This is a genomic window from Streptomyces sp. BHT-5-2 (assembly GCF_019774615.1).
GTDB lineage: Bacteria > Actinomycetota > Actinomycetes > Streptomycetales > Streptomycetaceae > Streptomyces.
Genome location: NZ_CP081496.1, coordinates 1,342,481 through 1,369,463, shown reverse-complemented (window position 1 = coordinate 1,369,463; position 26,983 = coordinate 1,342,481). Strand labels below are relative to the sequence as shown.

27 protein-coding genes and 1 riboswitch are annotated in these 26,983 nt (G+C 73.5%); of the genes, 13 read left to right on the top strand and 14 right to left on the bottom strand.

What is annotated here, in order from left to right; translation table 11 throughout:
* Positions 1-56: 56 nt before the first annotated feature.
* Positions 57-434, top strand: a complete 378-nt coding sequence (locus K2224_RS05970; RefSeq protein ID WP_260692347.1) for a hypothetical protein — start codon at positions 57-59, stop codon at positions 432-434.
* 164 nt (positions 435-598) lie between these two features.
* Here the strand turns inward: K2224_RS05970 and K2224_RS05965 are convergent, their stop codons facing one another.
* Positions 599-1,762, bottom strand: coding sequence for a cobalt-precorrin-5B (C(1))-methyltransferase (locus K2224_RS05965; RefSeq protein WP_221905583.1), 1,164 nt, complete (start codon positions 1,760-1,762; stop codon positions 599-601).
* 17 nt (positions 1,763-1,779) lie between these two features.
* Between K2224_RS05965 and K2224_RS05960 the strand changes: the two genes are divergently transcribed.
* A complete protein-coding gene (locus K2224_RS05960) occupies positions 1,780-2,550 on the top strand; it encodes a cobalt-precorrin-6A reductase (protein ID WP_221905582.1) in 771 nt (256 codons plus the stop codon).
* Positions 2,551-2,560: 10 nt separating this feature from the next.
* Here K2224_RS05960 and K2224_RS05955 read toward each other — a convergent pair whose 3' ends face one another.
* Genes K2224_RS05955 through cobG form a run of 3 tightly spaced genes read right to left on the bottom strand, consistent with a single transcriptional unit; the run spans position 2,561 to position 6,227 of the window.
* Positions 2,561-4,132 (bottom strand): precorrin-2 C(20)-methyltransferase, encoded by a 1,572-nt coding sequence (locus K2224_RS05955; RefSeq protein WP_399017790.1) that lies wholly within the window; start codon positions 4,130-4,132, stop codon positions 2,561-2,563.
* Positions 4,129-4,761 carry a precorrin-8X methylmutase gene (locus K2224_RS05950; protein WP_221905580.1) on the bottom strand — a complete coding sequence of 211 codons (633 nt, stop codon included), beginning with the start codon at positions 4,759-4,761 and terminating at the stop codon, positions 4,129-4,131. Before K2224_RS05950 ends, K2224_RS05955 begins: the two co-directional genes overlap by 4 nt.
* A complete protein-coding gene (gene cobG / locus K2224_RS05945; RefSeq protein ID WP_221905579.1) occupies positions 4,758-6,227 on the bottom strand; it encodes a precorrin-3B synthase in 1,470 nt (489 codons plus the stop codon). The genes K2224_RS05950 and cobG overlap by 4 nt, the downstream gene beginning before the upstream one ends.
* Before the next feature lie 84 nt (positions 6,228-6,311).
* Positions 6,312-6,464, top strand: a riboswitch (cobalamin riboswitch).
* A 32-nt stretch (positions 6,465-6,496) separates the two neighbouring features.
* Between cobG and cobN the strand changes: the two genes are divergently transcribed.
* A complete protein-coding gene (cobN, locus tag K2224_RS05940) occupies positions 6,497-10,099 on the top strand; it encodes a cobaltochelatase subunit CobN (RefSeq protein ID WP_221909458.1) in 3,603 nt (1,200 codons plus the stop codon).
* Between the two features lie 82 nt (positions 10,100-10,181).
* On the opposite strand, the gene K2224_RS05935 is transcribed toward cobN, so the two are convergent.
* Both K2224_RS05935 and K2224_RS05930 read right to left on the bottom strand, forming a co-directional pair.
* Positions 10,182-11,453, bottom strand: a complete 1,272-nt coding sequence (locus K2224_RS05935; RefSeq protein ID WP_221905578.1) for an MFS transporter — start codon at positions 11,451-11,453, stop codon at positions 10,182-10,184.
* Between the two features lie 130 nt (positions 11,454-11,583).
* The gene (locus K2224_RS05930) at positions 11,584-12,321 is read right to left on the bottom strand and encodes a DUF4097 family beta strand repeat-containing protein (protein WP_221905577.1); all 738 of its coding nucleotides are present in this window, start codon (positions 12,319-12,321) and stop codon (positions 11,584-11,586) included.
* A 267-nt stretch (positions 12,322-12,588) separates the two neighbouring features.
* Between K2224_RS05930 and K2224_RS05925 the strand changes: the two genes are divergently transcribed.
* Positions 12,589-12,864, top strand: a complete 276-nt coding sequence (locus tag K2224_RS05925; protein ID WP_221909457.1) for a DUF1876 domain-containing protein — start codon at positions 12,589-12,591, stop codon at positions 12,862-12,864.
* Positions 12,865-12,917: 53 nt separating this feature from the next.
* Here the strand turns inward: K2224_RS05925 and K2224_RS05920 are convergent, their stop codons facing one another.
* The 4 genes from K2224_RS05920 to K2224_RS05905 form a co-directional block, all read right to left on the bottom strand.
* The gene (locus tag K2224_RS05920; protein ID WP_221909456.1) at positions 12,918-14,252 is read right to left on the bottom strand and encodes an LCP family protein; all 1,335 of its coding nucleotides are present in this window, start codon (positions 14,250-14,252) and stop codon (positions 12,918-12,920) included.
* Between the two features lie 273 nt (positions 14,253-14,525).
* Positions 14,526-14,774, bottom strand: a complete 249-nt coding sequence (locus K2224_RS05915) for a hypothetical protein (protein WP_260692346.1) — start codon at positions 14,772-14,774, stop codon at positions 14,526-14,528.
* Positions 14,775-14,920: 146 nt separating this feature from the next.
* The gene (locus K2224_RS05910; RefSeq protein WP_221905576.1) at positions 14,921-15,886 is read right to left on the bottom strand and encodes a M56 family metallopeptidase; all 966 of its coding nucleotides are present in this window, start codon (positions 15,884-15,886) and stop codon (positions 14,921-14,923) included.
* 3 nt (positions 15,887-15,889) lie between these two features.
* Positions 15,890-16,363 carry a BlaI/MecI/CopY family transcriptional regulator gene (locus K2224_RS05905; protein WP_221905575.1) on the bottom strand — a complete coding sequence of 158 codons (474 nt, stop codon included), beginning with the start codon at positions 16,361-16,363 and terminating at the stop codon, positions 15,890-15,892.
* A gap of 220 nt (positions 16,364-16,583) precedes the next feature.
* Here K2224_RS05905 and K2224_RS05900 point away from each other — a divergent pair, with 220 nt between their 5' ends.
* Positions 16,584-17,159 carry a TerD family protein gene (locus tag K2224_RS05900; protein WP_221905574.1) on the top strand — a complete coding sequence of 192 codons (576 nt, stop codon included), beginning with the start codon at positions 16,584-16,586 and terminating at the stop codon, positions 17,157-17,159.
* Positions 17,160-17,216: 57 nt separating this feature from the next.
* Here the strand turns inward: K2224_RS05900 and K2224_RS05895 are convergent, their stop codons facing one another.
* A complete protein-coding gene (locus K2224_RS05895; RefSeq protein WP_221909454.1) occupies positions 17,217-17,672 on the bottom strand; it encodes a tellurite resistance TerB family protein in 456 nt (151 codons plus the stop codon).
* 264 nt (positions 17,673-17,936) lie between these two features.
* On the opposite strand from K2224_RS05895, the gene K2224_RS05890 reads away from it, so the two are divergent.
* The 3 genes from K2224_RS05890 (at position 17,937) to K2224_RS05880 (ending at position 19,483) form a co-directional block, all read left to right on the top strand.
* A complete protein-coding gene (locus tag K2224_RS05890; RefSeq protein ID WP_260692345.1) occupies positions 17,937-18,161 on the top strand; it encodes a hypothetical protein in 225 nt (74 codons plus the stop codon).
* Positions 18,162-18,192: 31 nt separating this feature from the next.
* A complete protein-coding gene (locus tag K2224_RS05885) occupies positions 18,193-18,630 on the top strand; it encodes a DUF5994 family protein (RefSeq protein ID WP_221905572.1) in 438 nt (145 codons plus the stop codon).
* Between the two features lie 346 nt (positions 18,631-18,976).
* Complete coding sequence (locus K2224_RS05880) at positions 18,977-19,483, top strand: DUF6344 domain-containing protein (protein WP_221905571.1); 507 nt, start codon at positions 18,977-18,979, stop codon at positions 19,481-19,483.
* A gap of 551 nt (positions 19,484-20,034) precedes the next feature.
* Here K2224_RS05880 and K2224_RS05875 read toward each other — a convergent pair.
* Positions 20,035-20,214 carry a DUF5708 family protein gene (locus tag K2224_RS05875; protein ID WP_221905570.1) on the bottom strand — a complete coding sequence of 60 codons (180 nt, stop codon included), beginning with the start codon at positions 20,212-20,214 and terminating at the stop codon, positions 20,035-20,037.
* A gap of 363 nt (positions 20,215-20,577) precedes the next feature.
* On the opposite strand from K2224_RS05875, the gene K2224_RS05870 reads away from it, so the two are divergent.
* Together K2224_RS05870 and K2224_RS05865 are read left to right on the top strand one after the other, a co-directional pair.
* Positions 20,578-21,150 (top strand): transglycosylase family protein, encoded by a 573-nt coding sequence (locus tag K2224_RS05870; RefSeq protein ID WP_221905569.1) that lies wholly within the window; start codon positions 20,578-20,580, stop codon positions 21,148-21,150.
* Between the two features lie 153 nt (positions 21,151-21,303).
* Positions 21,304-21,663, top strand: coding sequence for a hypothetical protein (locus tag K2224_RS05865; RefSeq protein WP_260692344.1), 360 nt, complete (start codon positions 21,304-21,306; stop codon positions 21,661-21,663).
* A 99-nt stretch (positions 21,664-21,762) separates the two neighbouring features.
* On the opposite strand, the gene K2224_RS05860 is transcribed toward K2224_RS05865, so the two are convergent.
* The gene (locus tag K2224_RS05860; RefSeq protein ID WP_221909452.1) at positions 21,763-22,161 is read right to left on the bottom strand and encodes a hypothetical protein; all 399 of its coding nucleotides are present in this window, start codon (positions 22,159-22,161) and stop codon (positions 21,763-21,765) included.
* 240 nt (positions 22,162-22,401) lie between these two features.
* Between K2224_RS05860 and K2224_RS05855 the strand changes: the two genes are divergently transcribed.
* Positions 22,402-23,946 carry an alpha/beta hydrolase gene (locus K2224_RS05855; RefSeq protein WP_221905568.1) on the top strand — a complete coding sequence of 515 codons (1,545 nt, stop codon included), beginning with the start codon at positions 22,402-22,404 and terminating at the stop codon, positions 23,944-23,946.
* A 258-nt stretch (positions 23,947-24,204) separates the two neighbouring features.
* Here K2224_RS05855 and K2224_RS05850 read toward each other — a convergent pair whose 3' ends face one another.
* Positions 24,205-24,606: a cupin domain-containing protein gene (locus K2224_RS05850; RefSeq protein ID WP_221905567.1), complete on the bottom strand. Its 402-nt coding sequence runs from the start codon at positions 24,604-24,606 to the stop codon at positions 24,205-24,207.
* A gap of 106 nt (positions 24,607-24,712) precedes the next feature.
* Here K2224_RS05850 and K2224_RS05845 point away from each other — a divergent pair, with 106 nt between their 5' ends.
* Together K2224_RS05845 and K2224_RS05840 are read left to right on the top strand one after the other, a co-directional pair.
* Positions 24,713-25,819 carry a GlxA family transcriptional regulator gene (locus K2224_RS05845; RefSeq protein WP_260692343.1) on the top strand — a complete coding sequence of 369 codons (1,107 nt, stop codon included), beginning with the start codon at positions 24,713-24,715 and terminating at the stop codon, positions 25,817-25,819.
* 28 nt (positions 25,820-25,847) lie between these two features.
* On the top strand, positions 25,848-26,963 hold the full coding sequence (locus K2224_RS05840; RefSeq protein ID WP_221905565.1) for a CapA family protein: 1,116 nt from the start codon (positions 25,848-25,850) through the stop codon (positions 26,961-26,963).
* The last annotated feature ends 20 nt before the right edge of the window (positions 26,964-26,983 follow it).

Genomic DNA, 26,983 nt, shown 5'->3' with positions numbered 1-26,983 from the left:
GGTCGGTAAGGAAGCTGCGAGACACATGGGGGGCCGACGCAAAGGAGCACGCCAGAATGCGTACCAGAATGGCCGCCGCCGCGGTGGTCACCGCGACCGTGCTGACCCTCACCGGCGGCACCGTCGCCAACGCCAGCGGCAAGGACACCCCGCGCCGCTCGAAGGACAGCCCCATCAAGATGGCCGCCTGTGCCTTGGGCAGCGCGTTGGGCGCACTGACCGGCGGCGACGACAGCTGCATGCGCGACCGGATGGACCGCGCCCGCAAGGAGGCACGTCGCGAGGCGATGGAGCGCGAGGGCCGCATCGAGCACCGGAGGGCCCAGCGTTCCGAAGGTGCGGAGGACATGGGCCGCCAGGACGAAATGGGCCGCCAGGACGACATGGGGCGCGAGGAGGGGATGGACCGCGGCGAGTATCTGCCGCGGATGTGACGACGGGTGGCACGGCAGGGCGTCGGATCCCGGCTGTTCGGCCGGGGCGCGTTTCACGTGAAACATCCGACGCCGGTCGCGCCAGGGCATGTTGTCACGCTCCCGTCGTTCGCCCGGAGGGCGTGCAGGGCGCCGAACGCCAGGCGGGAGCCTGACCACAGGCCCTAGGCCGCCGGCCCCCGCGGCTCTGCCCGCCCCACCACCAGTCCGGCCCGGTCGATGCAGATGACGTCGACCGCGACCGGAGCTCCTCGCAGCACGGCCAGTGAAGCGTCCCGGGCCGTGACCGCCACCAGGTCGCCGAGCGGAACGCCGGCCGCCGCGCACAACTGGAGCGCGGCGAGGCCGGTGTTCGCCTCGGCCACCGCCTGTGCCAGCGCCTCGTCGGCACCGCCCTGCCGGGCCAGGTCGGCCAGGAAGCCCTTGTCCACCTGGGACCGCGCCGAGTGCAGATCCAGGTGCCCGGCCGCCAGTTTGGACAGCTTGGCGAAACCGCCGCAGATCGTCAGCCGGTCGACCGGATGGCGGCGGATGTACTTGAGCACCGCCCCCGCGAAGTCCCCCATGTCCAGCAGCGCGTCCTCGGGCAGGTGGTGCAGCGCGACGACGACCTTCTCCGACGTCGACCCCGTGCACCCCGCGACATGCCGCCGGCCGGCGGCGCGCGCCACGTCCACCCCGCGCCGGATCGAGTCGATCCACGCCGAGCAGGAGTAGGGCACGACGATTCCGGTCGTCCCCAGGATCGACAGCCCGCCCAGGATGCCCAGGCGCGGATTCCAGGTGCTGCGTGCGATCTCCTCGCCGTGATCGACCGAGATCTCGACCTCGACGTCCGCGGTCGCCCCGCCGCCCCTGTGCGCCTGCGCGACGCGGGTCAGATGTTCCCGGACCATCTGCCGCGGGACGGGGTTGATGGCCGGTTCGCCGACGTCCAGCGGCAGTCCGGGACGGGTGACGGTGCCCACCCCGGGCCCCGCCCTGAACACCACTCCGCTCCCGGCCGGCAGCGCCCGTACCGTGGCCCGCACCAGCGCCCCGTGCGTCACGTCGGGATCGTCGCCGGCGTCCTTCACCACCCCGGCCATGGCGGTGGCCGGCCCCGCACCGGCGGCGGTCAGCTCCTCCACCGCGAGTGCGAACGACGGCGTCTGCCCCTTCGGCAGCGTGATCGTCACCGGGTCCGGGAACTCCCCGCTCAGGAGCGCCGTGTACGCGGCCGTACCGGCCGCCGTGGCGCAGGCGCCGGTCGTCCACCCGTGCCGCAGCCCGGTGTGCGCGAGCTGGGCGCTCCGCCCTCCCGTACCCTTCGGTTGCGCTTCACCCACGGAGGAACCCGCCGCTCATGCCGTCTTCACCCGTCCACGACCCCGTCCGCCATGTGCTGGTTCTCGGCGGCACCACGGAGGCCCGCCGGCTGGCCGCGGCCCTGGCGGAGGAGCCGGGGGTGCGGGTGACGTCCTCGCTGGCCGGCCGGGTGGCGGCACCGCGGCTGCCCGCCGGGGAGGTGCGCATCGGCGGGTTCGGCGGCCCCGAGGGCCTCGCCCGCTGGCTGCGCGAGCATGCGGTGGACGCGCTCATCGACGCCACCCATCCTTTCGCCGACACGATCAGTTTCCACGCGGCCCGGGCCGCCGCCACCGCCCATGTTCCCCTGCTGGCACTCCGCCGGCCCGGATGGGTCGCACGACCCGGTGACGTGTGGCACCCCGTTCCCTCGCTCGCCGCGGCCGCCGCGGCCCTGCCCGCCCTCGGCAGCCGGATCTTCCTCACCACCGGCCGGATGGGCCTGGCCCACTTCGCCCACCTCACGGACCTGTGGTTCCTCGTCCGCTCGGTGGACGCCCCCGAGCCCCCGCACCCGCCCCGGATGACCACCGTCCTGGACCGCGGCCCGTTCACCCTCGACGGCGAACGGGAACTGCTGCGCCGCCACCGCATCGACGTCCTGGTGACCAAGGACAGCGGCGCCGCGGCGACCGCCCCCAAACTGGCCGCCGCGCGGGAGGCCGGGGTGCCGGTGGTGGTCGTCCAACGGCCGCCGGTCCCCGAGGGCGTCCCGGTGGCCGACGAGCCGGGCGCGGCCCTGGACTGGGTGCGGGCGAGCCTCGGCTGACGCCGCGCGCTCAGCGTTCCGGGTACCTCCGCGGCGTCCAGACCGTCTCCGTGCCGTCGTCGCGCCGCACCCGCCGGGTCAGGGACGAGCCGACGAGCAGGATCGTGCGCATGTCGACCTGGGCGGGATCGAGGTCGACGAGCGGGACGGTGCGCAGCGACTCCTCGGGGCCGCCGATGTCGCGGGCGAGCATGACCGGGGTGTCCGGCGCACGGTGCTCCAGGAGGACGTCCCGGGCCTTGCCGACCTGCCAGGTGCGGCTGCGGGAACCGGGGTTGTAGAGCGCCAGCGCGAGGTCGGCGGCGGCCGCCGCGCGCAGCCGCTCGGCGATCACCTCCCAGGGCTTGAGCCGGTCCGAGAGCGAGATCACCGCATAGTCGTGGCCCAGCGGGGCGCCGGCCCGGGCGGCGGCGGCGTTGGCGGCCGTGACGCCCGGCAGGACCCGTACCGGAACGGCCCGGTAGGGCTCCTCCGACGCCACTTCGAGGACCGCGGTGGCCATCGCGAAGATGCCGGGGTCACCGCCGGAGACCACGGCGACCCGGCGGCCGCGACGGGCCAACTCCAGGGCGAACTCGGCGCGTTCGGACTCGACCTTGTTGTCCGAGGGGTGCCGGCGCTGGCCCGGGCGCACCGGGACCCGGTCCAGATACGTGGTGTAGCCGACGAGGTCGTCGGCGGCGGCCAGCGCGCCGCGGGACTCCGGAGTGAGCCAGCGCGGACCGGCCGGCCCGGTGCCGACCACGACCACCTCACCGCGGTCCGCGGCGGCCGGCTCCGGCTGCCCGGAGGCGGAGGCGATGCGGCTCGGCACGACCGCGACGGAGAAGTACGGGACGGTGTCGTCGTCGACGTCGGCCAGCGCGCCGGTGCGCTCCCCGGTCATGGTGGCGCGCTCGACGTAGCGGGCCTCCGCCATCCGGCCGGAGCGCTCCAGGGCCCGGCGAACGCTGGGGAAGGTGCGCCCCAGCTTCATCACGACCGCGGAGTCGGCGGCGCTCAGACGGGCCGTCAGCTCCTCCTCGGGCAGGGTGCCGGGCAGGACGGTCAGCACCTCGTCGGCCTCGGTGAGCGGGGTGCCCAGGCGGGCCGCGGCGGCGCTGATGGAGGTGACACCGGGCACGACCTCGGTCGGGTAGCGGTGTGCCAGCCGCTTGTGCATGTGCTGGTAGGAGCCGTAGAAGAACGGATCGCCCTCGGAGATCACCGCGACGGTCCGGCCGGCGTCGAGATGGGCCGCGAGCCGTGCCGCCGCCGCCTCGTAGAACTCGTCGAGCGCCCCGCGGTAGCCGCCGGGGTGGTCGGTCGACTCGGTGGTGACCGGGTAGACGAGGGCTTCCTCGATGTGGTCCGGGCGGATGTGCCCGGCGGCGATGGACCGCGCGATGGAACGTCCGTGCCGGGCGCTGTGGTACGCCACCACATCGGCCCCGGCGATGATCTCCACCGCCCGCACGGTCATCAGGGACGGGTCGCCGGGGCCGAGGCCGACGCCGTAGAGGCGGCCGGTGGAACGCTCCGGGGAGGGCGCGGCCGGCTGGTCCGCCGCGCCGCTGCTGGCCTGCTGCTCGCTCACGCTCACTCTTCCTCGCTCGCCAGGGCGTTGATCGCGGCCGCGGCCATGGCACTGCCGCCGCGCCGCCCGCGCACCACGATGTGGTCCAGCTTCGACGGGTGGTCGATCAGCGCGTCCTTGGACTCGGCCGCGCCTATGAACCCGACGGGGATGCCGAGGACCGCGGCGGGACGCGGCGCGCCTTCCTCGATCATTTCCAGGAACCGGAAGAGCGCGGTGGGGGCGTTGCCGAAGGCGACCACGGCGCCCTCCATGCGGTCCCGCCACAGTTCGAGGGCCGCGGCGCTGCGTGTGGTGCCCATCCGCGCGGCCAGCTCCGCAACGGACGGATCGCCGAGGGTGCACAGCACTTCGTTGTCGGCGGGCAGCCGCTTCCGGGTCACTCCGCTGGCCACCATGGTGGCGTCGCACAGGATCGGCGCGCCGGCGCGCAGCGCGGCGCGGGCACCGGCCACGACCCCCGGTGTGAAGGCCAGGTCGCGGACGAGATCGACCATGCCGCAGGCGTGGATCATCCGGACCGCGACCCGGCTGACGTCGGCGGGCAGGCCGGAGAGGTCCGCCTCGGCGCGGATGGTGGCGAAGGACTGGCGGTAGATCGCCGCCCCGTCCTTTTCGTAGTCGAACGCGGTCACTGGGGCCTCGGGGTGGTGGGTTGAGGGGTGGAAGGAGAAGGAGAGGGGCAGAACGGCGGAGCGCCGGGCGGTGTTTCACGTGAAACGGTGCCCGGCCGGGGTGTTTCACGTGAAACTGGCGCTCGTAGCAGGGAGTTGGGGCCCACGACGGTGGCGCGATAGCCCTCGGGCGTCGCCAGCACATCGACCCAGGCGCCGTGCGGATGACCGCAACGCCGTTCGCAGCCCGACCAGTGGACGGGCAGTCCGGCGGGCACTTGGGAGGCGTCTGCCGGGACCGGTCGGCCCACGGCGAGCGAGGCCGCCGCATCGCTCCGCACGTCCCTGCGGGACTTGGCACAGCCGGGCAGGCCCGTGCAGGCGGTGACCCGGCGCCAGGGGGAGTCGGGGTCGGTGACCAGTCCGGCGGCGGCCAGATCGGTCAGCCTGCGGGCGGCCAGGGCGGTGGGCAGGCCGGGGACGACGATGCCGCGCCAGGGCGTGAGGCGCAGCGCACCGCGGCCGTCGTCGGCGGCGATCGAGGCCAGCAACCGCCACTGGGTCACGGACAGCCGGCCGAGCGGCGCCAGGGCCACGACGGCGCATCGCCCGTCGGACCCCTCGACCGCGCCCGGGGCGGTGGCATCGGCGTACGGAACGTCCGGTGCCGGGCCGGCGGAGTCCGCTTGCTCCGCGGCGATCCCCGCGGCCCGCAGCGCGCGCTCCACCTCCCGGGCGGTCAGCGGGCGTCCGGCGGGCAGTTCGCGGACCCGCCAGGCGCCGTTGCCGCCCTCCGCGGCGGCGGCCAGGAAGACCTCGGCGGCGGTCAGCGCCGCCCGCGGGACGTCGTCCGCCGCGATCCGCAGCACCGCCCGCTCGTCGCCGACCCGCAGCAACGCGCCGTACCCGGACGCGGCGCCCGGCGCGTACGCGGTGTCCGCCGGGGCCCGCCGGCCGGATTCTGCGAGCAAGGTCACATCGCCGCTCAGGCCCGCCACATCGCCCCGCCCGTCGTCGAGGACGAACAGGAAACGGCCCGAGAGCGCCGTCGCCGACTCGCTCGCGCACAGCAGCGCGTCCAGGCTCCGGGCCCACAACCGCACGTCGGAGGGGGTGTGCCGGTCCAGTCCGGCCAGCGGCGAGGCCAGCACATTGCGGATCCGCTCATGGCGGACGGACGGCAGCAGCCCGGCGTCGGCGAGCAGACCGGCGAGGGCCTGCCCGCAGCCGTCGGGCAGACCGCGCAGTTCGACGTTGCCGCGGGAGGTGAGCGAGAGGTGGCCGTCGCCGAGCCGGTCCGCGACGTCCGCCAGCGCGCGCGCCTGGCGCACCGTCAAGTCGCCGGCGGGAAGCCGCACTCGGGCCAGCTGCCCGTCGGCTGCGGAGTGCAGTCGCAGTGCTCCCGGGCAGGCGTCACCGCGGTCCCGAACCGGCGGTCCGGGCCGGTCGGGGCGGGGTGCGGGGGTGGGCGGCATGGCGGCGAGCATACCTACGTCGGTGGCGCCCGGAACCGGGGCGAGGGGGTCCGGCGGGACGGCTGCGGAGGCCCGCTCCCGCGGTCCGGCGGCAGCCCTTACTATGCAGGTCGGCGGGTCGGCTGACCCGCCGGACGCCAGCGACGGCGCCAAGGGAGGAAGCCCGGTGAGAATCCGGCGCGGTCCCGCCACTGTGAACCCGGCCACCACCGGGTGAGCCAGGAACTCCCGCCGTCCATACGACCACCCGGGGCGTGGACACCCCGAGGAAGGGCTGCGCCGTGATTCTGCTGCTGTCGACCTCCGACACCGACCTGCTCAGCGCACGTGCGGCCACCGGCCCCGTGCCGTACCGGCTCGCCAACCCCGCCCGCCTCGACGCCGCCGAACTCCCCGGCCTCCTGGAGGGCGCCGACCTCGTCGTCGTCCGCCTCCTCGGCGGTCTCCGTGCCTGGGAGGACGGCCTGGACGTGCTGCTGGCCGCGGACCAGCACCGCCCGGTCGTCGTGCTCACCGGCGAACAGGCCCCCGACGCCCAGCTCATGGAGGCGTCCACGGTCCCCGTCGGCATCGCCGCAGAGGCGCACGCCTACCTCGCGCACGGCGGCCCGGCCAACCTCTCCCAGCTGGCCCGCTTCCTCAGCGACACCGTCCTGCTCACCGGCCACGGCTTCGAACCGCCCGCGGCCGCGCCGTCCTGGGGCCCGCTGGAGCGCGCCGAGACGGAGGCGGCCGGCCCGACGGTGGCGGTGCTCTACTACCGCGCCCACCACATGAGCGGCAACACCCGCTTCGTCCACGACCTGTGCGACCAGATCGAGCGCGCCGGCGGCCGCCCGCTGCCGCGGTTCGTCGCCTCGCTGCGGTCCCCCGAGCCGGAGCTGATCGAGGAGCTGCGCGCGGCCGACGCCATCGTCACCACCGTCCTCGCCGCGGGCGGCACCAGGCCCGCCGAGGCGTCCGCGGGCGGCGACGACGAGTCCTGGGACGCGGGGGCACTGGCCGCCCTGGACGTGCCGATCCTCCAGGCGCTCTGCCTGACCGGGTCGCGCGCCGCGTGGGAGGAGAACGACGAGGGCCTCTCCCCGCTCGACGCCGCCTCGCAGATCGCCGTGCCGGAGTTCGACGGGCGGCTGATCACCGTGCCGTTCTCCTTCAAGGAGATCGACGAGGACGGCCTCCCGGTCTACGTCGCCGACGCCGAGCGGGCCGCCCGGGTCGCCGGGATCGCCGTCCGGCACGCCAGGCTGCGGCACATCCCGGCCGCCGAGAAGCGGCTGGCACTGGTGCTCTCCGCCTACCCCACCAAGCACTCCCGGATCGGCAACGCGGTCGGCCTGGACACCCCGGCCAGCGCCGTCGAACTACTGCGCCGCCTCCGCGCCGAGGGCTACGACTTCGGCGACGAGCCGGTGCCCGGCCTCGCGTCCGGCGACGGCGACGAGCTGATCTACGCCCTCATCGAGGCCGGCGGCCACGACCAGGAGTGGCTGACCGAGGAACAGCTGGCCCGCAACCCCGTCCGCATCCCCGCCGCCGACTACCGCCGCTGGTACGCCACGCTGCCGCAGGAGCTGCGCGAGTCCGTCGAGGAGCACTGGGGCCCGCCGCCCGGCGAGATGTTCGTCGACCGCAGTCGGAACCCCGAGGGCGACATCGTGCTGGCCGCCCTGCGCCGCGGCAATCTGCTGATCCTCATCCAGCCGCCGCGCGGCTTCGGCGAGAACCCGATCGCGATCTACCACGACCCCGATCTGCCGCCGTCCCACCACTACTTGGCGGCCTACCGCTGGATCGCCGCGCCCACCGCCGACGGCGGCTTCGGCGCCGACGCCATGGTCCACCTCGGCAAGCACGGCAACCTGGAGTGGCTGCCCGGCAAGAACGCCGGACTCTCCGCCGCCTGCGGCCCGGACGCGGCGCTCGGCGACCTCCCGCTCGTCTACCCGTTCCTGGTCAACGACCCGGGCGAGGGCACCCAGGCCAAGCGCCGGGTGCACGCCACCCTCGTCGACCACCTCGTCCCGCCGATGGCCCGCGCCGACTCCTACGGCGACATCGCGCGCCTGGAGCAGCTGCTCGACGAGTACGCCGCGATCTCCTCGATGGACCCGGCCAAGCTGCCCGCCATCCGCGCGCAGATCTGGACCCTCATCCAGGCCGCCAAGCTCGACCACGACCTGGGCCTGGAGGAGCGCCCCGACGACGACGGCTTCGACGACTTCCTGCTGCACGTCGACGGCTGGCTCTGCGAGGTCAAGGACGCGCAGATCCGTGACGGCCTGCACGTGCTGGGCGCCGCCCCGGCCGGCGAGGCCCGGGTCAACCTCGTCCTGGCCATCCTGCGCGCCCGGCAGATCTGGGGCGGCACCGCCGCACTGCCCGGACTCCGGGAGGCGCTCGGCCTGGACGAGTCCGCCGCCACCCGCACCGCCGCCGACGACGCCGAGGCCCTCGCCCGCGGCCTCGTCCAGGCCATGGAGGACGCGGACTGGGACCCCGCCGCCGCGGCCCGGGTCGCCGAGGGCCACCCGGCGGCGGTCGCCGACATCCTCGACTTCGCCGCCCGGGAGGTCGTCCCGCGGCTGGCCGCCACCACCGACGAACTCGACCACGCCCTGCACGCCCTGAACGGCGGCTTCGTCCCGGCCGGCCCGTCCGGCTCGCCGCTGCGCGGCCTGGTCAACGTCCTGCCGACCGGCCGCAACTTCTACTCCGTCGATCCCAAGGCCGTGCCGTCGCGGCTCGCCTGGGAGACCGGGCAGGCGCTCGCCGACTCGCTGCTCGACCGCTACCGCGACGACAACGGCGACTGGCCGGAGTCGGTGGGCCTGTCCCTGTGGGGCACCAGCGCGATGCGCACCTCCGGCGACGACGTCGCGGAGGCGCTGGCGCTGCTGGGCGTCCGCCCCGTCTGGGACGACGCCTCGCGCCGGGTGACCGGCCTGGAGGCCATCCCGCTCGACGAGCTGGGCCGCCCCCGCATCGATGTCACCCTGCGCATCAGCGGCTTCTTCCGCGACGCGTTCCCGCACGTCATCGGGCTGCTCGACGACGCGGTCCGGCTCGCCGCCGGCCTCGACGAGCCGGCCGAGCGCAACTTCGTCCGGGCCCACGCCCAGGCGGACCTCGCCGCGCACGGCGACGAACGCCGCGCCACCACCCGGATCTTCGGCTCCCGCCCCGGCACGTACGGCGCGGGCCTGCTCCAGCTCATCGACTCCCGCGACTGGCGTACCGACGCCGACCTCGCCGAGGTCTACACCGTCTGGGGCGGCTACGCCTACGGGCGCGGACTGGAGGGCCGCCCGGCCCGCGAGGAGATGGAGACGGCCTACAAGCGGATCGCGGTGGCCGCCAAGAACACCGACACCCGCGAACACGACATCGCCGACTCCGACGACTACTTCCAGTACCACGGCGGCATGGTCGCCACCGTCAAGGCGCTCAAGGGCAAGGCCCCCGAGGCGTACATCGGCGACTCGACCCGCCCCGAGACCGTCCGCACCAGGACGCTGGTGGAGGAGACCTCCCGGGTCTTCCGGGCCCGTGTGGTCAACCCCCGCTGGATCGAGGCGATGCGCCGCCACGGCTACAAGGGCGCATTTGAACTCGCGGCCACCGTGGACTACTTGTTCGGCTACGACGCCACGACCGGTGTCGTCGCCGACTGGATGTACGACAAGCTCGCCCAGACCTATGTCCTGGACCCGGAGAACCGCGCGTTCCTCCAGGAGGCCAACCCCTGGGCGCTGCACGGCATCGCCGAACGCCTCCTGGAGGCGGAGTCCCGCGGTATGTGGGAGAAGCCGGACGCCGAGACGCTCGCGGCGCTGCGGGAGGCGTTCCTGGAGACCGAGGGCGAGCTGGAGGGCGAGGACTGAGCGGCGCGAAGAGAGCGCGGCGGGGCGGTGTTTCACGTGAAACACCGCCCCGCTCTCTCCTTCCGCTCCGGGTCCCGTCCCCTCAACCCCGCGGCCACTCAAGGCGTTTGGCGAAGTGCAGCCACGCGGCCAGGACCACCAGGGCCGCGGTCGCCCCGCCCAGCGTCATCACCGCCGCGGGGGAGGTCCGGTCCACCACCAGTCCGCCGGCCAGCGCGCCGAGCGAGAACGTCGCCTGGAACGACGCGGTGAAGAGCACCGACGTCGCCTCGGGCGCACCGGGCGCCGCCTTGGCGAACCAGGTCTGCGAGGTCACCGGCACCGCCCCGTACGCGACGCCCCAGACCACCAGCAGCGCCAGTGCGCCGGCCGGCCCGCGGCCCAGGACCGGCAGCAGCAGCGTGGCGAGCGCCAGCAGCCCGGCCGCGGCCCCGAAGACCGTGCGCGGACGCCGCCCCACCACGGCACCGCCGGCGAAGTTCCCCACCACCCCCGCGACGCCGTAGACCAGCAGGAACACCGTCACCGTCCCCGCCGACGCGACATGGGCGGTCCGCTCCAGGAACGGCGTCACATAGGTGTACGCGCCGAAGTGCGCCAGCACGATCAGGAACGTCATCAGCAGCGCGAACCGCGTGTGCACCCCGCGCAGTACCTCGCGCAGCGCCGCCGGGCCGGTGGCGCGGACCGCCGGCAGCGGCGGCAGCACCAGCGCGGTCAGCACCAGCACCGCCACCGCCAGCGCGCCGACCGCGGCACAGGCGACGCGCCAGCCGGCCAGATCACCGAGGAAGGTCCCGGCGGGCACCCCGACGACCGAGCCCAGCGGCACCGCGGAGAAGACCACCGCGGTGGCCCGGCCGGCCGACTCCGCCGGCACCAGCCGCGCGGCGAGCCCGGCCCCGATCGACCAGAAGCCCCCGATCACCACGCCGACCAGGACCCGCGACAGCAGCACCAGCCAGTAGGCCGGCGCGGCCGCGGCCAGGAGGTTCGCCAGCGCCAGCAGGGCGACGAACGCGCAGAGCATCAGCCGCCGGTCGATCCGCGCGGTGGCCGGGATCACCGTCGGTGCGGCGCACGCGGCGAGGAGGCCGGGGAGCGTCATCATCAGCCCCGCGGTGCCGTCGGAGACCCCGAAGTCGCCCCCGATCCGCGTCAGCAGGCCGATCGGCAGGATCTCGCTGGTGACGATGGTGAAGATGCCCAGGGTCACGGCGAGCACGGCGAGCCGGCCCTTGAGGGGCGAACGGCCCGCCGGGGCCGGGGGTGTCGCGGGCCCGGAGCCCCGGCGGGCCGTCGGGCGCGGCCGGGATCCGGCGGGGGTGGGCGCGGTGCTGTCGATGGTCGTCATGCCGTCCGTCCTGAGAGGCGACCCGTTGCGGTGCCCTCAGTCCAGCAGCTGCCGCCCCCGCGGTCCGGCGGCTTTCCGACGTGGTGGTTCCCCTCGACGGTGCGCTGTCGGACCCACGCCCCGGGCGGGCTCAGCCGCCGGACTTCGCCACGTGGATCGCCCCGTTGCTGGTGGACAGATCGAGCCGGTAGCGGCCCGCCGGGTCGTTGCGGACCCCGATCTGCTTCCCGCCGTTGTCGGTCCGGGCGGACACCTGGTAGCGGGCGTCCGGCACGGTGACCGTGACCGCGCCGTTGGACGTCTTCGCGCGGACGTCCTGCGCTCTGGTCGCGGTCAGCTCGATCTCGCCGTTGGAGGTCTCGGCCTTGATGCCGTCGCCCGAAAGCCCCCGGCCGGTGATCGCGCCGTCGGTGCTGTGCACGTCCACCGGGCCGGACACCCCGTCCAGGTCGATGGCGCCGTTGCTGGTGGTCAGCCGCACCCAGGCCACCTTGGACAGGCTCAGCGCGCCGTTGGAGGTCTCGCCGGTCACCGGGATCGTGCCGGGCACGTCCACCGTGTACGTCACCGAGCAGCCGTCGCCGCAGCCGCCGAGCACGAGGGTCCCGCCCTCGACGCGGTGCGTCGGCCCCTGCGGCCGGTCGCCCCGGTAGGTCACCTTGCGGTGCACGCCGACCGTGCCGCCGCCCTTGCCGCCGTGCACCGTCACGCCGCCGTCGGCCGTGTCCACCCGCACCGACGTGATCTTCTGCGACACCGTGGCGTCGTCGGAGAAGGTCTCGCCGACCACCAGCCCGCACGCGCCGAGGGCCAGTACCCCGGCACCGACCAGTGCCACCGCTCCGGTGAAGCGGACGTGCCTGTGCATGAAATCCCCCTGGAATCCGGTCCGTTCACGGCTCCGGGCGGCTGCCCGCAGCCCCGTGGTCGGGCCCGGGGCGGGCGGCCTGCCGGCCGTCAGCCCCGGGCCCACCGCCTGACCTTAGGCAGCCCGCGGCCCGCCCGACCATGGGGCTAACCCCCGCTTCCCGGCGGGTGACTGCCTCCGGGTGCGGCGCCCGGGCGCCGGTGCGACGCTGGGAGACGGGGAGTGTTCCGCTGCGGCAGGAGGAGGCTTCCGGTGAGCGGCACGGGTATGCGTACCAACACGAAGGTGTGGAACACCGAGATCAGCATTGTCGAGTCCGGCAGCGAGGTGCGGGCCGAGGCCCGGCTGCGGGGCAAGGAGGGCGGGCAGATCGTCGGTGAGGGATCCGCCCGGTGCAATCCGGCGGACCAGAACGTCCCCGCGATCGGGGACGAGTTGTCGGTGGCGCGGGCGCTGGCGGACCTCAGTCACCAGCTGCTCAGCCGCGCCGCACACGACATCGAGGTGCACACCGCCCGCCCCGTCGAGCGGCTGCACGCCTGACGGGCCGGTGGCGCGGCGCCCGGGCGGCATCGGCCCGCCCGGGCGCACCCGTGTCAGCTGTCCTTCGCCGAGAAGTCCGGCCCGAGCGTGAGCGTCACCGCGCCCGGTGCCGCCTGCGCCGACTCCTCCGCCTTGGTGCCGGGCAGCCGAGCGGCGAGCACCTCGGCCTGGGTCTTCAGACCGGGCGGGTAGGTGATGGTGGTCTTGCCCGTGGACGAGCCGTTGGCGGTGGAGAGGACCGTGAAGCCCAGCCTGCGCAGCTTCTGGGCGCCTTCCGCGGCGAGTCCGGGCGTGCCGGCGCCGTTGAGCACCCGTACCCGCACCGAGTGCGCGGTCACCGGGTTCTTCTGCGCCTCCGCGAACTTCTGCTTCCCCGCGGCGCCGATCTCCCGGTCGTGGGCGAGGTCGCTGAACAGCTCGCTCGCCTCCGGGTACTGCCACATCACGTTGGCCTTGTCGGTGGGGACGTCGGCCTCGCGCGGATAGGTGGGGACGGTGAGGAAGGTGAGGCGGTCCGAGGGGATGTCCTTGACCGTCGACGCGAGGTCGTAGAGCTGCTTGAGCCCGGCCAGGTCCTGGTCGGTGGTCAGGGACTTGGTGGCCGAGTCCAGGAAGCCGTAGAGGGCGGTCGGGCTGGTCAGCTTGGACTGGGCCTTGGCCGCGAGCGCCTTCATGAACTCCTGCTGGCGGCCGATCCGGCCGAGATCGGAGCCGTCGCCGACGCTGTAGCGGGTGCGGACGTAACCGAGCGCCTTCTCGTCGGTGACGTTCTGGCAGCCGGCGTCCATGTCGAGGTGGGCCTTCTTGTCGTGGATGGCGTGCTTGGGGCAGACCTCGATGCCGCCCAGCGCGTTGACCATGCCCTTGAAGCCCTGGAAGTCGACCGAGACGAAGTGGTCGATGCGCAGCCCGGTGTTCTTCTCGATGGTCCTGATGCTGCACGCCGCCGCGTTGCCGACGTTGCCGCTGAGCCCGCCGATGCTGAACGCCTCGTTGATCTTGAAGTGGTGCGGCGCGGACTGCGCGCCGTTGCCCTTGTCGCACGCCGGGATCGGCACCCAGGAGTCGCGTGGGAAGGACAGCGCGGTGGCCCACTTGTGGTCGGCGGAGATGTGCACCACCATCAGCGTGTCCGACTGCATGGTGGTCAGGCCGCCGCCGTACTTCCCGCCGGTGCCCGCCCGGCTGTCGGAGCCGACGACCATGATGTTCTTGGAGCCGGGGCTGAGGTTGACCGGCCGGTCGCCGCCCAGCGTGTTGCCCAGGTCGGCGCTGTGGATGTTGCCGTTCAGGTGCTGGTACACCCACACTCCGGTCCCGGCCGTGCCCAGCAGGAGCACGCCGACCACCCCGCCCGTCCACGCCACGATCCGGCCGCGCCGGGTCATCCGGGCCTTCCCGGCCTTGCCGGAACCGTCGGCCCGCCGCCGCTCGGCCCGGCCGCCCGTGGCACGCTCGCCGTCCGCCGCCGGACCCCGGCCGCTCCGGTCGCCCCGTCGGGCCGCCTGCCTGTGCGTCGTCCTGTCATGCACGCCGATGGCCCTTCTGGTCCTTCTGGAATCGGTCTTGCTGGGCTGAGAGATGTGGGGGTGTGGGGGAGCGCACGGCGGCGGGCGGCGGTGCCGACCGGGGGCCGTGGAGCGGCGGGCCGCCGTGGTGGGTCAGATGCCCTCGGTGGGCAGCAGCCGTACGGACTCCGGGTCGTAGCGGAGCCACCGCGGACGGCCGTCGCCGGGCAGGGTGCGCAGCAGGCACCACTGTTCGCCCTCGTCGTCCTGCCACCATGCGCTGATCCGGCCCAATGCCCAGGCGCCGTCGGGGTATTGGACCTCGACCGGTTGGTAGACCCATCGCACCTCCGCCTCAGGAGGCGGGCTGTCCCAGGTCAGGGGTCCGCACCTCGTCGCCATCTCCCCCTCCGGCAGCGCCCGTTGCGCATGTCGGACGCAACCCTACAGATAACTTCTACAAGGCTGTAGAAGTTCGCAGCTGTGCTCCGGGTCACAAAAAGATATCCGTCGCGTGGCGCGCTGGAGAGTCCGGGATCAGTGTGCCCTCACCATGGCGTTGCCGCCTTCAGAACGAGGAACAGAGCTACCGCCGCGTTCAGCGAGGAAAGCGCGGAGGCCGCGGTGCCCGCCGCCGCGACCAGCGTGGCCAGTCCCGCCGGGGTCAGTGCCGGCGGCCAGCTGCGCGCCGACGGCACCGGCCCGAGCAGCGCCGCCACCCGCCGCGGCACCGGCCCCGGTTCGGGCGAGGCGAACTGCACCACCACCGGGTACGGCGCCGGCCGCGAGATCAGCGCGGCCTTCCCCACCGCGCGGGCGGTCAGCCGCCGGTCGCCGACCGCCCCCGCCGCCTCCTCGTCCGCCCACCGCTCGGCGCTGAAGGCGACCGCGGAACGCAGCGGCAGCAGCAGCGGGTTGACGCACCCGGCCAGCCGCACGGCCAGCAGATAGCGGTGGTGACCGCCCTGCAGATGCGCCCGTTCATGGGCGAACAGGGCGCGCCGCTCGTCGTCGTCCAGGCTGCGCAGCATGCCCCGGGACACCGCGATCCGGCCGGGCCGGGCCGGCCGCCCCGGCCGCGCACCGATGCCCGGCACGGCGTAGGCGTACGGCTCGTCGTCCGGCAGCACCGCCGGGTCGGCGCCGGCCGGCAGCACCGCCAGCGCGCGGTGCGCCCGCTCCCGGATCCGGTGGTCCCGGCGCAGCGCGACACCGCACACCGCGAGCGCGGCGGACAGCGCGAAGATCGCCGCGACCCCGGCCACCTCGGCGTACGGCACCGCGGCCCGCACCTCCGGGTCCGACCAGCCGTCCGGCAGCGGATTGCCGGGCAGTTGGGCGGTCCCGACGACCACCAGCAGCCCCAGGCAGAGCGTGCTGCACAGGCCGAGGACCACGGCCAGCAGGGTCAGCAGCCGGGTGGTGACCCGGGGGTGCAGGTGCTGCTCCGCGAGCCGGGCGATCGGCAGGGCGCTCAGCGGCAGGACGAGCGGCAGGAAGACGAAGACGCCCACCGGTCACCCTCCGCGTGCTTCGTCCGAGGCGCCCGTGCGGTCCGCCCCGGGGCCGTCGTCGGGGGCTCCACCGTCGTCCTCGGCGCGGGCCAGGAGGCTGCGCAGCACCTCCTCGTCATGGGCCGAGAGGGCCGAGACGAAGCTGGTCAGCACGGCGTCCCGGTCCGGTTCGCCGTCCAGGACGCGGCGCATCCGCAGCGCGGCGAGCCCGGCCTCGTCGGCCGCCGGCGTCCAGGCGTAGGCCCGGCCGGCGCGCTCGCGGGTGACCGCCCCCTTGGCGTGCAGACGGGACAGGATCGTCATCACGGTGGTGTAGGCGAGGTCGCCGCCGAGCCGCTCCTGCACCCAGGCCGCGGTGGCCGGGCCGGGCGCGTGGTGCAGCGCGGCCAGCACCTGCGCCTCCAGCTGGCCCTGTCCGCGCCGGGCCCGGTCCCGCCCGTTGCCGCCGAGGGCCTTGCCGAAGGGTGTTCCGCCCATGTCGTCGCCTCCCGTCGCACCGGGCGCCCCGCGGGCCGGGGACGCCGAGGCATTTTACGGCGGCGGCCGCCGCGCCCCGGGGGCCTTTTCACGGAATGCGCCCGGCGGCGTCGTGCTCCGCCGGCTTACTTCTACACTCCTGTAGTTTTCCGACAGGTCCTAGTTCACCGCCGGGGACCGGCAACGGCAACCGGCCCGGCCAATCATCTGGAGGGAAGCCATGGGAGTCTCGCTGGCCAAGGGCGGCAACGTCTCGCTGACGAAGGAGGCACCCGGCCTGACCGCGGTATCGGTCGGCCTCGGCTGGGACGTGCGGACGACCACCGGCGCCGACTACGACCTCGACGCCAGCGCACTGCTGTGCACCGACGCCGGCAGGGTCGCCTCGGACCGGCACTTCGTCTTCTACAACAACCTCACCAGCCCCGACGGTTCGGTGCAGCACACCGGCGACAACCTGACCGGCGAGGGCGAGGGCGACGACGAGACCATCAACGTCGCGCTGAACGGCGTCCCGGCGGAGATCACGAAGATCGTCTTCCCGGTCTCCATCCACGAGGCGCACACCCGCGGCCAGAACTTCGGCCAGGTGCGCAACGCCTACATCCGCGTCGTCAACCAGGAGGGCGGCGCCGAACTGGCCCGCTACGACCTGACCGAGGACGCCTCGACCGAGACCGCGATGGTCTTCGGCGAGCTCTACCGCCACAACGGCGAGTGGAAGTTCCGCGCCGTGGGCCAGGGTTACGCCTCGGGGCTGGCGGGCATCGCGGCGGACTTCGGCGTCAACGTCTGACGGACTGTCCGGAGCGGCGGGAGCGGGGCGCGCGCCGGCCCCGCTCCCGCCGTGCGCTCAGAGGTCGAACTCGGCCGGGGAGATCCCCAGCGCGAAGCACACCTCGCGCACCACGGCGCGCTCGGTCGGGTCGAAGTCGCCGTCCGCGCCGCCGATGACGATGCCGATCTGCAGCACCGCCCGTGCCTCCACCGGCTTCTTCTTCACCTTCCCGATCTCCTGCATCAGCGCCACCTTGCCGAAGTCGAAGTCGGCGGCGAGCTTGTCCAGGCAGCCCTCGAAGCGGAGCCGGAGGTCCTCCGCCGGGAAGTTCTGGAGCACCTCGTTGGTGGCGATCAGCTGCGCCACCCGCCGCCGCTCCGACGGGTCGACGACGCCGTCCGCGGCGGCCACCAGGGCGCACATCGCCATGCTCGCGTCGCGGAAGGCGCCGCTCTTGAGGTCGTTCTTCCTGGCGACGAGCTGGTTCTGCATCGTCTGCGCGGAGTCCTTGATCCGGTCCCACAGCGCCATGTGAATCTCCTCGGCTGGTCGTGCGGCGAGCATGCGGAGGGCGAGCCCTGGGCATGCTTCAGGCATGCGTTTGGTCATGCGTAAGTAAAATCTACAGCCCCGTAGAAGGCGCGCGGATGTCACCCCCGGCCGTCATGGCCACCTTTGGTGCGATATGCCGTCTGCGCCCGGAGTACGGTGGAAAAACCACCGCAAAGCGAAATGTTTCCGACGAGGCCCGGGATGCCCGGTCAGGGAAGACCCGGGGGTATGCGGGTGAGCGCCATGCAGACCTTCTTGTCCGTGCTCGTGCTGCTGGCCCTGATCGTGCTGGGCGTGCTGTTCCTCATCCGGGTCAACGACCAGACGGTCGGGCGCCCCGCCCCGCACCGCTACACGCATCTGAAGGAGACGTTCCAGCGGCGGCTGCACCGGCACCCGCACGCCGCCGCCCCGGGGCCGCACACGACGGGCCCACCGCCTTCCCGGGAGCCGGACGACCACCGGTGACCCCCGCCGCCCGTCGCGCCAGGAGCGCCGTATGACCACCGCCCCCGAGGACCGCTCCCCGCACCCCCGCCCCGCACGGCACCCCGCACCACCACCCGTCGCCCGCCTGGCCATCGCCCCGCACGGCGAGGTGACCCGGCGGCTCGACGGGGTGTGGTGGCCGCACTCCACCGACCTCGTCACCGAACTCCCCGAACTCCTCGCCGCGTTGCCCTTCGACTGGCCGCGGATCACCCATGCCACGGTGAACGGCTCCGGCTGGCCCGCGCTGCCCGGCCACATCCTCGTCGCCGGCCATGTCGTCCGGCTGCGCCGCACCACCAACCGCCCCGGCCCGGACACCCTCTGCATGGTCTCCGCCGGCCTCGGCCGCTGGGACCTGCTGATCCTCCCGCCCGCGACCCCCGAAGCCACCGCGGTCCGGACGATGGCGGAGATGGCCCGGACCGGAACACCGGCACCGGCCTGAGGGCGGTCGGACACCGGCCCGAGGGCACGCTTCACACGCGGGACGGCAGCCCGGCCCGCGCCCGCCTCCCGACGACCGTCATATCCCGGAGATCCGGTGCGCGCATCCGCGGACCCCGCTCCGACGCCCCCGCGACCGTGCCCTCCCGGCCGTCCCGGCCGCCCCGATCCCCCTTCGGCCTGCGCCTTTCCGCGTCCCGTTACTGCGCACGAGTGGTGTTCATCAGAAGAACGCCGTTCCAGCGGCGTCGGTCCGTGATTCCTCCCATTGCGTACTCATCATAAGAAAACGCAACAGAAGGGACGCGTGGATCCCGCTGAGGGATCCCGACCGAAAGCGAGGAATCATGGCTGCGAACAAGGTCATGCAGTTCTGGGCGGCTTGCCTGGCCGTGCTGGGCAAGTTGCTGGCGTCACTGGGTGTCTCCGCCGCCGCCTCCGCGGCCCGCCGGGAGGCCGCGGTCTACGAGCAGACCCTGGGCAGCACCGCTCCGGGGACGGACGGCCCCGACGCGGCGAGCTGCGCCGAACCCGAACATGATCCGGGCCCGCTGCCACCCGCCGCGAGGACGGCCCAGCCCTTCGTACCCGCCGCGCGCACCGCTCCCCGGTACGGCCAGGAAGGCTCCGTCCGTCGCGAGGTCCCGCTGCCGATGCTGCCGCCGACGATCAAGCAGCGGATCCGGGCCGAGGCACACGGCGCCTCCCCCACCGCCCGCGTCAACCGCGGCAACCGTGGCCAGTCGCTCTTCACCGTCGCCACCGGCGCCGAGGCGTACTTCGGCACCGCCCCGGTCCAGCCGACCATTCCGGCGGCCCGCCGCCGCGAGCACGCCACCGCCCGTGCCGCCTGAACCGCATCCGCGTACGTGCGCGACGGCCGCACGACACACCACCCCGTCCGCTGCCGCATACCGGCCGCACGACGACAACAGCCACGCCGGCAGCGAGCACCACGCCGCCGAGCACGAATACGCCGAGCACGACGGTGCAGAGCACGCGAGCGACAGGCCGGCCTGAGGCCGGAGCCAGGTGCGGAGCACAGCAGGATCCGGAGCGATACCGGAGCAGTACCCACAGACTTTGATGTGACGTCGCGTCCGACGTCGAGCAGGACGAGACCCGCCGCCGGGTACGAGAGGCCACCGCAGGAACCGCAGAGCACTGCAGGCATCCGCTGGTTTCACGTGAAACGGCGCACGGAAGAGGGCCGTTCGCGTTCGACCGATCGGCGACCAGGTCGTCGGGACGGGTCACACACCGCCGCACGCCGGGCCACGCGAGCCCGCCGCCGTGTGGCGCACAGGGGGGCGCGGCGCGACGCTGTCGCGTTCCGTCAGGCCGCAGCCGTCCGACCGGGCGGCGCTTTGGCATGCAGGGGGCGAGCGGCGAGGGGCCCGTGCCGCTATTTCGTGGACTTCTTCCCCAGGCTCAGTACGGCGAGCAGCGCCTCCGCGCCCCCGACGATCGCCAGGATCAGCCCGATCTTGTGCAGGGAGACGATCGGCGTCTCCACTTCCTTGGTGGTGAGCCACAGGATGACGCCGACGATCGCCAGCAGAATGCCGACGGCAATGCCCTTCATGAATTCCCACCCCTTGTCGTCGAAGCAGCCGAGGTCGCCGATGCGATGTCGGTCGATGCACCCCAGCCTCTCGTCCGCTTCGGACGGGGGGATCGTCCGCAGGTAGGCATCGGTCGGGCGCCGCCTGTCACTTTCTATGTACGCCGCTCCGCCCCCCTGACCGGGAAACACCCGTCAACCAGCCAAAATTGACGTCGCAACATCCGCGCATTCCTCCCGTCGGGGATCCGCGCGGGTGAAAAACCATCCGCATGGCTCACCCGGACCTGCCATGTGCCATGGCTACGGGTTACCTGGTGCCTGCCCCTCAGTCGTGGCGCTCACGATGTCGCGACGCCGCTGGAGCATGCAGGAGGAAGTGCCATGCCGTCGTCGATCGCCGGACGCACCGCCGGACCGATTCCGTCCGCGCTGCTGGGAATGCTCTCCCTCGTGATGGCGGCCGCCGGCCCTGCGGCCGCCGACCCCTCGCCGCCGTCGGGCACCGACTGGGACCAGATCGCCGCCTGCGAGAGCAGCGGCGACTGGCACATCAACACCGGCAACGGCTACCACGGCGGACTGCAGATCTCGTTGGCCACCTGGCGTGCGTACGGCGGCGAGCGCTATGCGCCGCGCGCCGACCTCGCCTCCCGTGACGAGCAGATCGCCATCGGCGAGCGGATCGTCCAGGACCGCGGACTGTCGCCCTGGCCCAACTGCGGCCGCACGGCCGGCTCGTCCGGTGACCGTGCCCTCCGCGCCCGCCCCACCTCGCCCTCGCTCACGGCCCAGGCCGGCACCTATGTGGTCCGCCTCGGCGACCGTCTCGCCGCCATCGCCCGGCGCAGTGGCATCCCCGGTGGTGCGGACGCCCTTTACACGCTCAACAAGGACCGCCTTCGTGACGGACCCGACCATATTTTTCCCGGTCAGATTCTGCGCGTGGAGGACTGAGGAGGACGAAGGGTCCGTCACGGTGAATCCGGGTGGTCGGTCAGAGTGAACGCGGAAGACCGGCCGCCCCTCAGGCTTGGCCCAGGTGAGTCCTGCCGGTAGCAAGACTGCGGGTTTACCAACCGCGAGGGTCAGGACCACACTGTGAAGAGAATGAGTCCCAAGAAGATGGCGATTGCGGGTCTTTTCGGCCTGCTCCTGGTCGGCAACGGCGCGTCGCCGGCCCTGGCCTCGCCTTGGGGGGACGGTCCGTTCAATGCGAACGGCGACACCTTCAACAAATTCATCGCCACGTTCGAGTGCGAGGGCCGGGCGCGTTACTGCATCAACGGCCCCGTCAACAGCGGCAACATCAAGAACGCCCAGAACGTGGGGATCAACGGGAATCCCAGCTCCAGCGGAACACCGACGAGCAACAGCGGATCGAACAACTCCGGGTCCACCGGCAGTGGTTCGTCGTCCGGCAGTTCCAACAAGCAGCAGCTCGGCGACGGTGGCAGCCTGCACCTGTGAGCCGAGGGCGGGCGTGGTGCCGCGCATGACTCAGGCCCCGGGAATTCCGGGGCCTGAGTCGTTTCCGGATCACATCCGGGAGAGTTCCGGATCTCCGGTTCAGTGCAGGACCTTGAGGATCCGGGAAATGTCGTTCCGGCTGCCGCTCTCCGAACCCGTGGCGGAGTTGAGGCTGTTGGTGGATCCGGCGGCGGTCTCGATGTTTCCGCTGTTCACCGGGTTACCGCGGTTGAGGTAGTTGTTGCTGTTCTTGCTGTTGCCGCTGCGGACCGGGCCGTTGACACACGGGTGCGGCGATTTCCGTTGCGGCGAACGGTAGTTGAAGTCGGCGAGGCGGTTGTCGCACATCACGCCGGAAATCATGCCGGTGATGGTGCCGACGTCGGCGCCCGCCACCGCGGAGAGCAGGGAATCGGCCGGGGGGGTCTGGGCCTGTGCGACTCCGGTGCCGAACAGCACCAGGCCGCATGCCGTCCCGGCGACGGTTCCCGCCTGCATTAGTTTTTTCACGACGCTCCTTGCGTGGTCGGCCTGCTGGTCGCAGACGTATCGTCCTGCGGTTCTCCGCCGCCGCCGCCGACAACCCGCAGGGATTCCAAACGCTCGCGAGCCATATTCAGCCGGGTGGCCCAACGGCCCGGCGGGCTCCCCGGCCGCGGTGCGGGCGGGGGAAAACCCCACCACGACCGGGCGGCTCGCCGGATGGGCGGGCGCCGGCGGGTCAACGAGCCTTGCTCCATGACGAGTTACAGGGGGCGAAAGGCCCAGAGGGCGTTGCTGCTGGGGCTGTCGGGAGTGATGGCCGCGGCGACGCTGACTGCCGTGGCGCCGGGCGCCCGGGCGGCGGACCGGGGCCGGAAGGACGCCGCGGCGGGAACACCGCGGCTGGCGTGGCGATCCTGCGAGCGCCCCGGTGGGCCGGTGGGGCAGGAGTGCGCCGAGCTGCCGGTGCCGCTGGACTACCGTGATCCGGCGGGACCGTGGATCACGTTGGCGGTGAGCCGGGTGCGCAGCGACCGGCCGGCGGCCCGCCGGGGCACGCTGCTGGTGATCCCGGGCGGTCCGGGCGGCTCCGGGATCGGCCGGTTGGCACAGAAGGGCGCGGCGCTGCAACGGGAGATGGCCGGCGCCTACGACCTGGTCGGCTTTGACCCGCGCGGTGTGGGCGGCAGCACCAAGGCCGGCTGCGGACTGGACGCCGGGGACCGGGAACTGGTGACGCTGCGGTCCTGGCCGGCGGCGGACGGCGGCATCGAGGAGAACGTCGCACGGTCCCGCCGGATCGCCGAGGCGTGCGCCCGCAACGGGGGCGCACTGGTGCGCAGCATGAGCACGGCGAACGAGGTGCGGGACATCGAGCGGCTGCGGCAGGCGCTGGGCGAACGGAAACTGTCCGCCTGGGGCGCGTCGTACGGGACGTACGTGGCGGCGGTGTACGCGCAGAAGTATCCCGAGCGGACCGACCGGTGGGTGCTGGACAGCACCGACGACCCGAACCCGCAGCGGCTGGAGCGGGGTTGGCTGGCCAACATGGCACAGGGGGCGGACGACCGGTTCCCCGACTTCGCGGCCTGGGCGGCGGACCCGGCGCGGACGGCGGACGGCCTGCGGCTGGCCCGCCGGGCCGACGAAGTACGTCCGTTGGTGCTGGCGCTCGCCGCGGAGCTGGACCGCAGGCCCAAGCCGTCGAACGTACCGGGGACCCCGCTGACCGGGAACCGGCTGCGGCAGGCGGTGCAGTCCGCGCTCTACGGCGACGAGACCGCCTTCGCCCGGCTGGCCGGACTGATCAGGGCGGCCCAGGACCCCGCCGCGACCCCGCGGCTCCCGGACGACCTGGCCGGGCCGCTGCCCGACCCGGACGCGGCCGTGACCGTGGCGACGATCTGCAACGACGTGGCGTGGCCGCGGGACGTGGCGAGCTACCGGCGGGCGGTCGCCGCCGACCGGGTGCGGCACCCGCTCACCGCCGGGATGACGGCGAACGTCACGCCCTGCGCGTTCTGGAAGGACCGGCCGGCCGACGAGCCGGTCCGGATCACCGACCGCGGGCCGGCCGACATCCTGATGATCCAGAACCTCCGGGACCCGGCGACGCCCTACTTCGGGGCGCGGAACATGCGGACCGCGCTCGGCCGGCGGGCCCGCATGGTGACCCTCGACCACGGCGGGCACGGGGTGTACCTGGCGAACGGGAACGCCTGCGGTGACCGGGCGGTGACCGGGTACCTGCGGGACGGCCGGTGGCCGCGGGGGGACGTGTTCTGCCCGAAGGAGAAGTAGCAGAGGGGCCGGGCCGTCTCCCGAGGCGGCCCGGCCCCGCGGTCTGGGCAGTGCGGTTCGGTCGCGGTCGGCCCGGCGGGCGTTCGACGGAGGCGCCCTGGTCCTTCGGAAAGCACTGGATGGAGGCGTCGCCGCTGGTGTCGTGGGTGTACTCGGTGGTGCCGTACGCGGTGTAGGGGTGGCGGTGCACGCGGATGGTGCGGAAGTGCGGGAGTGCTGCGGGGCGGCCCGGCGGCAGGCGTCGGGCCGCCCCGGCGATCACCCCAGCGCGTGCCCCGTGGTGGCGTCCACGTGGTCGGGGACCTCCTCGTGCCGGTCGCCGACCGTTGACGTCCCGGTGGGTTCGAAGACCAGCAGCGAGGCGCCGGACGGGGCGGACGGCTTGTGTTCGGTGCCCCGGGGGACGGTGAACACGGCGCCCTTGGGCAGCCGGACGGTGCGCTCCCCCGTCTCCTCGCGCAACGAGATCAGCAACTCCCCCTCCAGCACCAGGAAGAACTCGTCGGTGTCGTCATGGGCGTGCCAGAGGTGGTCGCCGGCGACCTTGGCGACCCGGACGTCGTAGTCGTTGACCCGGGTGACGATCCGGGGGCTCCACAGGGCGTCGAAGGAGGCCAGTGCCGCGGCGAGTTCCAGGGGCTGGTGTGCGTGTGTGCTCATGATCCGATCCTGGTCCGCCCTGCCCGGTCGCCGTGAGTGCTAGAAATCGCATATGCCGCAACGATCCTCGCAGCCGGACCGGATACCAGGCCGAATACCGGACCGCATGCCGGGCCGCGCAGCGCACCGCCCCGATCGCCCGAACCGCCCTGATCGCCCGCACCGCCCCGAGCGCCCGCACCGCGTAGTCGCCGTCGTCGACGAGAACACCAACCCCTTCGAACTCGGCTGTGCGATCGAGGTGTTCGGCCTCCAGCGCCCCGAAATAGGGCGCCCGCTCTACGACTTCGCCCTCTGTGCACCGGAGCCTCGGACCGTGATGCGCGACGGCTTCTTCACTCTCACCGGCGTCGCCGACCTGGCGGCGGCCGACAGCGCTGACACCGTGATCGTCCCCCACCGGCCCGATGTCGAGGTGCCCCGCCGGCCCGCCCTGCTCGACGCCGTCCGTCGCGCCCATGCCCGCGGCGCTCGGCTGATCAGTTTCTGCACGGGCGCCTTCACCCTCGCCGAGGCGGGCGTCCTCGACGGCCGCCGGGCCACCACCCACTGGCAGTGGGCCGATGTCTTCCGGGCCCGCTTCCCCGGCGTCCGCCTGGAACCCGACGTGCTGTTCGTGGACGACGGCGACGTCCTCACCGCGGCGGGCAGCGCGGCCGCGCTCGATCTGGGGCTGCATGTGGTCCGCCGCGACCACGGCGCGGAGATCGCCAACGCGGTCAGCCGCCGGCTGGTCTTCGCCGCCCATCGGGACGGCGGCCAGCGGCAGTTCGTGGAACGCCCGGTGCCCCGCATCCCCGACGCCTCGCTCGCCCCGCTCCTGGCCTGGGCCCAGGAACACCTGGACACCCCGCTCTCGGTGGCCGACCTGGCCGCCCGCGCCGCGGTCAGCCCCGCCACCCTCCACCGCCGCTTCCGTGCCGAACTCGGCACCACCCCGCTGGCCTGGCTCACCGGCGAACGGATCGCCCTGGCCTGCCGGTTGATCGAGCGCGGCGAGACCCGCCTCGATGTGGTCGCCCGCCGCAGCGGCCTGGGCACGGCGGCCCATCTGCGCGCCCTGATGCACCGCGAGACCGGTCTGACCCCGTCCGCCTACCGCCGCCGCTTCGGCCCGGACGTCGGCGACGGCGAGCCGTTTCACGTGAAACACGGTGTTTCACGTGAAACACCGCCCGCCGTCCGCCCGGCCGCCTCACCCATCGGCCCCTAACCTGGGAAAAGGAAGCCGGTGCGCGTCGATGACCGCTGAACCCGTCACCCTCGCACTCTGCGGCGATGTGATGCTCGGCCGCGGAGTCGACCAGATCCTGCCTTTTCCCGGCGACCCCGAGCTGCGCGAGCCGTATGTCCAGGACGCCCGGATCTACGTCGGACTGGCCGAGGCGGTCAACGGCTCGGTCCACCGCCCGGTCGCCTTCCGCTACCCCTGGGGCGACGCCCTGGCCGCCCTCGACGCCGCCGCGCCCGCGGCCCGGGTGCTCAACCTGGAGACCTCCGTCACCCGGCACGGCACCTTCGCCCCGGGCCGGGAGATCCACTACCGGATGCACCCGGCGAACCTTCCCTGCCTGGCCGCCGCCCGCCCGGACGTCTGCGTCCTCTCCAACAACCACGTCCTGGACTTCGGCCGCGACGGGCTGGCCGAGACCCTGCGGAGCCTGGCCGCCGCGGGCCTGCGCACGGCGGGTGCGGGCAATGACGCCGAGGCAGCCCGCCGCCCCGCGGTCGTCCATCTGCCCGGCGGTCACCGCCTGCTCGTCGTCGCCCTCGGCATGCCGTCCAGCGGCATCCCCCGCACCTGGGCCGCGACCGCCCGGCACAGCGGCGTCCACTGGGCCGACGGCCCCTCGCCGGCCACCGCCGCCGCGGTGGGCGCCCAGCTGCGCGCCCGCAAGCGGATCGGCGATCTGGCCGTGGTCTCGGTGCACTGGGGTTCCAACTGGGGCTATACCGTCCCCCGCGCCCAGACCGCCTGCGCGCGCGCCCTGATCGACGCCGGCGCGGACCTCGTCCACGGCCACTCCTCGCACCACCCGCGCCCCGTGGAGCTGTACGCGGGGAAACTCATCCTCCACGGCTGCGGCGACTTCATCGACGACTACGAGGGCATCACCGGCTACGAGCGCTACCGCGACGATCTGCGCCCGCTCTACCTCCCGGCCCTGGAACCCGGCACCGGCCGCCTGCGGGAACTGCGGATCGTCCCCTTCCAGAGCCACCGGATGCGGCTGCGCCACGCCTCGGCCGAGGACGCCCGCTGGCTCGGCGCCCTGCTGGACCGCCTCGCCGACGGATTCGCCCCCGGCATCCTGACCACCGACCCGGTCCCCGAGCTGATCCTCCGCCCAGCCTGACCGGCGCCGCCGCACCCCTA

What these genes read in the sequence shown, in the direction of transcription:
- K2224_RS05890 (WP_260692345.1), top strand. Translation starts at nt 17,937, where the DNA reads ATGCAGACCTTCTTGTCCGTGCTCGTGCTGCTGGCCCTGATCGTGCTG.
- K2224_RS05845 (WP_260692343.1), top strand. Translation starts at nt 24,713, where the DNA reads ATGCCGGGCCGCGCAGCGCACCGCCCCGATCGCCCGAACCGCCCTGAT.
- K2224_RS05880 (WP_221905571.1), top strand. Translation starts at nt 18,977, where the DNA reads ATGGCTGCGAACAAGGTCATGCAGTTCTGGGCGGCTTGCCTGGCCGTG.
- K2224_RS05885 (WP_221905572.1), top strand. Translation starts at nt 18,193, where the DNA reads ATGACCACCGCCCCCGAGGACCGCTCCCCGCACCCCCGCCCCGCACGG.
- K2224_RS05970 (WP_260692347.1), top strand. Translation starts at nt 57, where the DNA reads ATGCGTACCAGAATGGCCGCCGCCGCGGTGGTCACCGCGACCGTGCTG.
- K2224_RS05865 (WP_260692344.1), top strand. Translation starts at nt 21,304, where the DNA reads ATGAGTCCCAAGAAGATGGCGATTGCGGGTCTTTTCGGCCTGCTCCTG.
- K2224_RS05860 (WP_221909452.1), bottom strand. Translation starts at nt 22,161, where the DNA reads ATGCAGGCGGGAACCGTCGCCGGGACGGCATGCGGCCTGGTGCTGTTC.
- K2224_RS05900 (WP_221905574.1), top strand. Translation starts at nt 16,584, where the DNA reads ATGGGAGTCTCGCTGGCCAAGGGCGGCAACGTCTCGCTGACGAAGGAG.
- K2224_RS05960 (WP_221905582.1), top strand. Translation starts at nt 1,780, where the DNA reads ATGCCGTCTTCACCCGTCCACGACCCCGTCCGCCATGTGCTGGTTCTC.
- K2224_RS05930 (WP_221905577.1), bottom strand. Translation starts at nt 12,321, where the DNA reads ATGCACAGGCACGTCCGCTTCACCGGAGCGGTGGCACTGGTCGGTGCC.
- K2224_RS05870 (WP_221905569.1), top strand. Translation starts at nt 20,578, where the DNA reads ATGCCGTCGTCGATCGCCGGACGCACCGCCGGACCGATTCCGTCCGCG.
- K2224_RS05915 (WP_260692346.1), bottom strand. Translation starts at nt 14,774, where the DNA reads ATGGCGACGAGGTGCGGACCCCTGACCTGGGACAGCCCGCCTCCTGAG.
- K2224_RS05875 (WP_221905570.1), bottom strand. Translation starts at nt 20,214, where the DNA reads ATGAAGGGCATTGCCGTCGGCATTCTGCTGGCGATCGTCGGCGTCATC.
- K2224_RS05905 (WP_221905575.1), bottom strand. Translation starts at nt 16,363, where the DNA reads ATGGGCGGAACACCCTTCGGCAAGGCCCTCGGCGGCAACGGGCGGGAC.
- K2224_RS05850 (WP_221905567.1), bottom strand. Translation starts at nt 24,606, where the DNA reads ATGAGCACACACGCACACCAGCCCCTGGAACTCGCCGCGGCACTGGCC.
- K2224_RS05935 (WP_221905578.1), bottom strand. Translation starts at nt 11,453, where the DNA reads ATGACGACCATCGACAGCACCGCGCCCACCCCCGCCGGATCCCGGCCG.
- K2224_RS05925 (WP_221909457.1), top strand. Translation starts at nt 12,589, where the DNA reads ATGCGTACCAACACGAAGGTGTGGAACACCGAGATCAGCATTGTCGAG.
- K2224_RS05920 (WP_221909456.1), bottom strand. Translation starts at nt 14,252, where the DNA reads ATGACCCGGCGCGGCCGGATCGTGGCGTGGACGGGCGGGGTGGTCGGC.
- K2224_RS05840 (WP_221905565.1), top strand. Translation starts at nt 25,848, where the DNA reads ATGACCGCTGAACCCGTCACCCTCGCACTCTGCGGCGATGTGATGCTC.
- K2224_RS05855 (WP_221905568.1), top strand. Translation starts at nt 22,402, where the DNA reads ATGACGAGTTACAGGGGGCGAAAGGCCCAGAGGGCGTTGCTGCTGGGG.
- cobG (WP_221905579.1), bottom strand. Translation starts at nt 6,227, where the DNA reads ATGCTCGCCGCCATGCCGCCCACCCCCGCACCCCGCCCCGACCGGCCC.
- K2224_RS05895 (WP_221909454.1), bottom strand. Translation starts at nt 17,672, where the DNA reads ATGGCGCTGTGGGACCGGATCAAGGACTCCGCGCAGACGATGCAGAAC.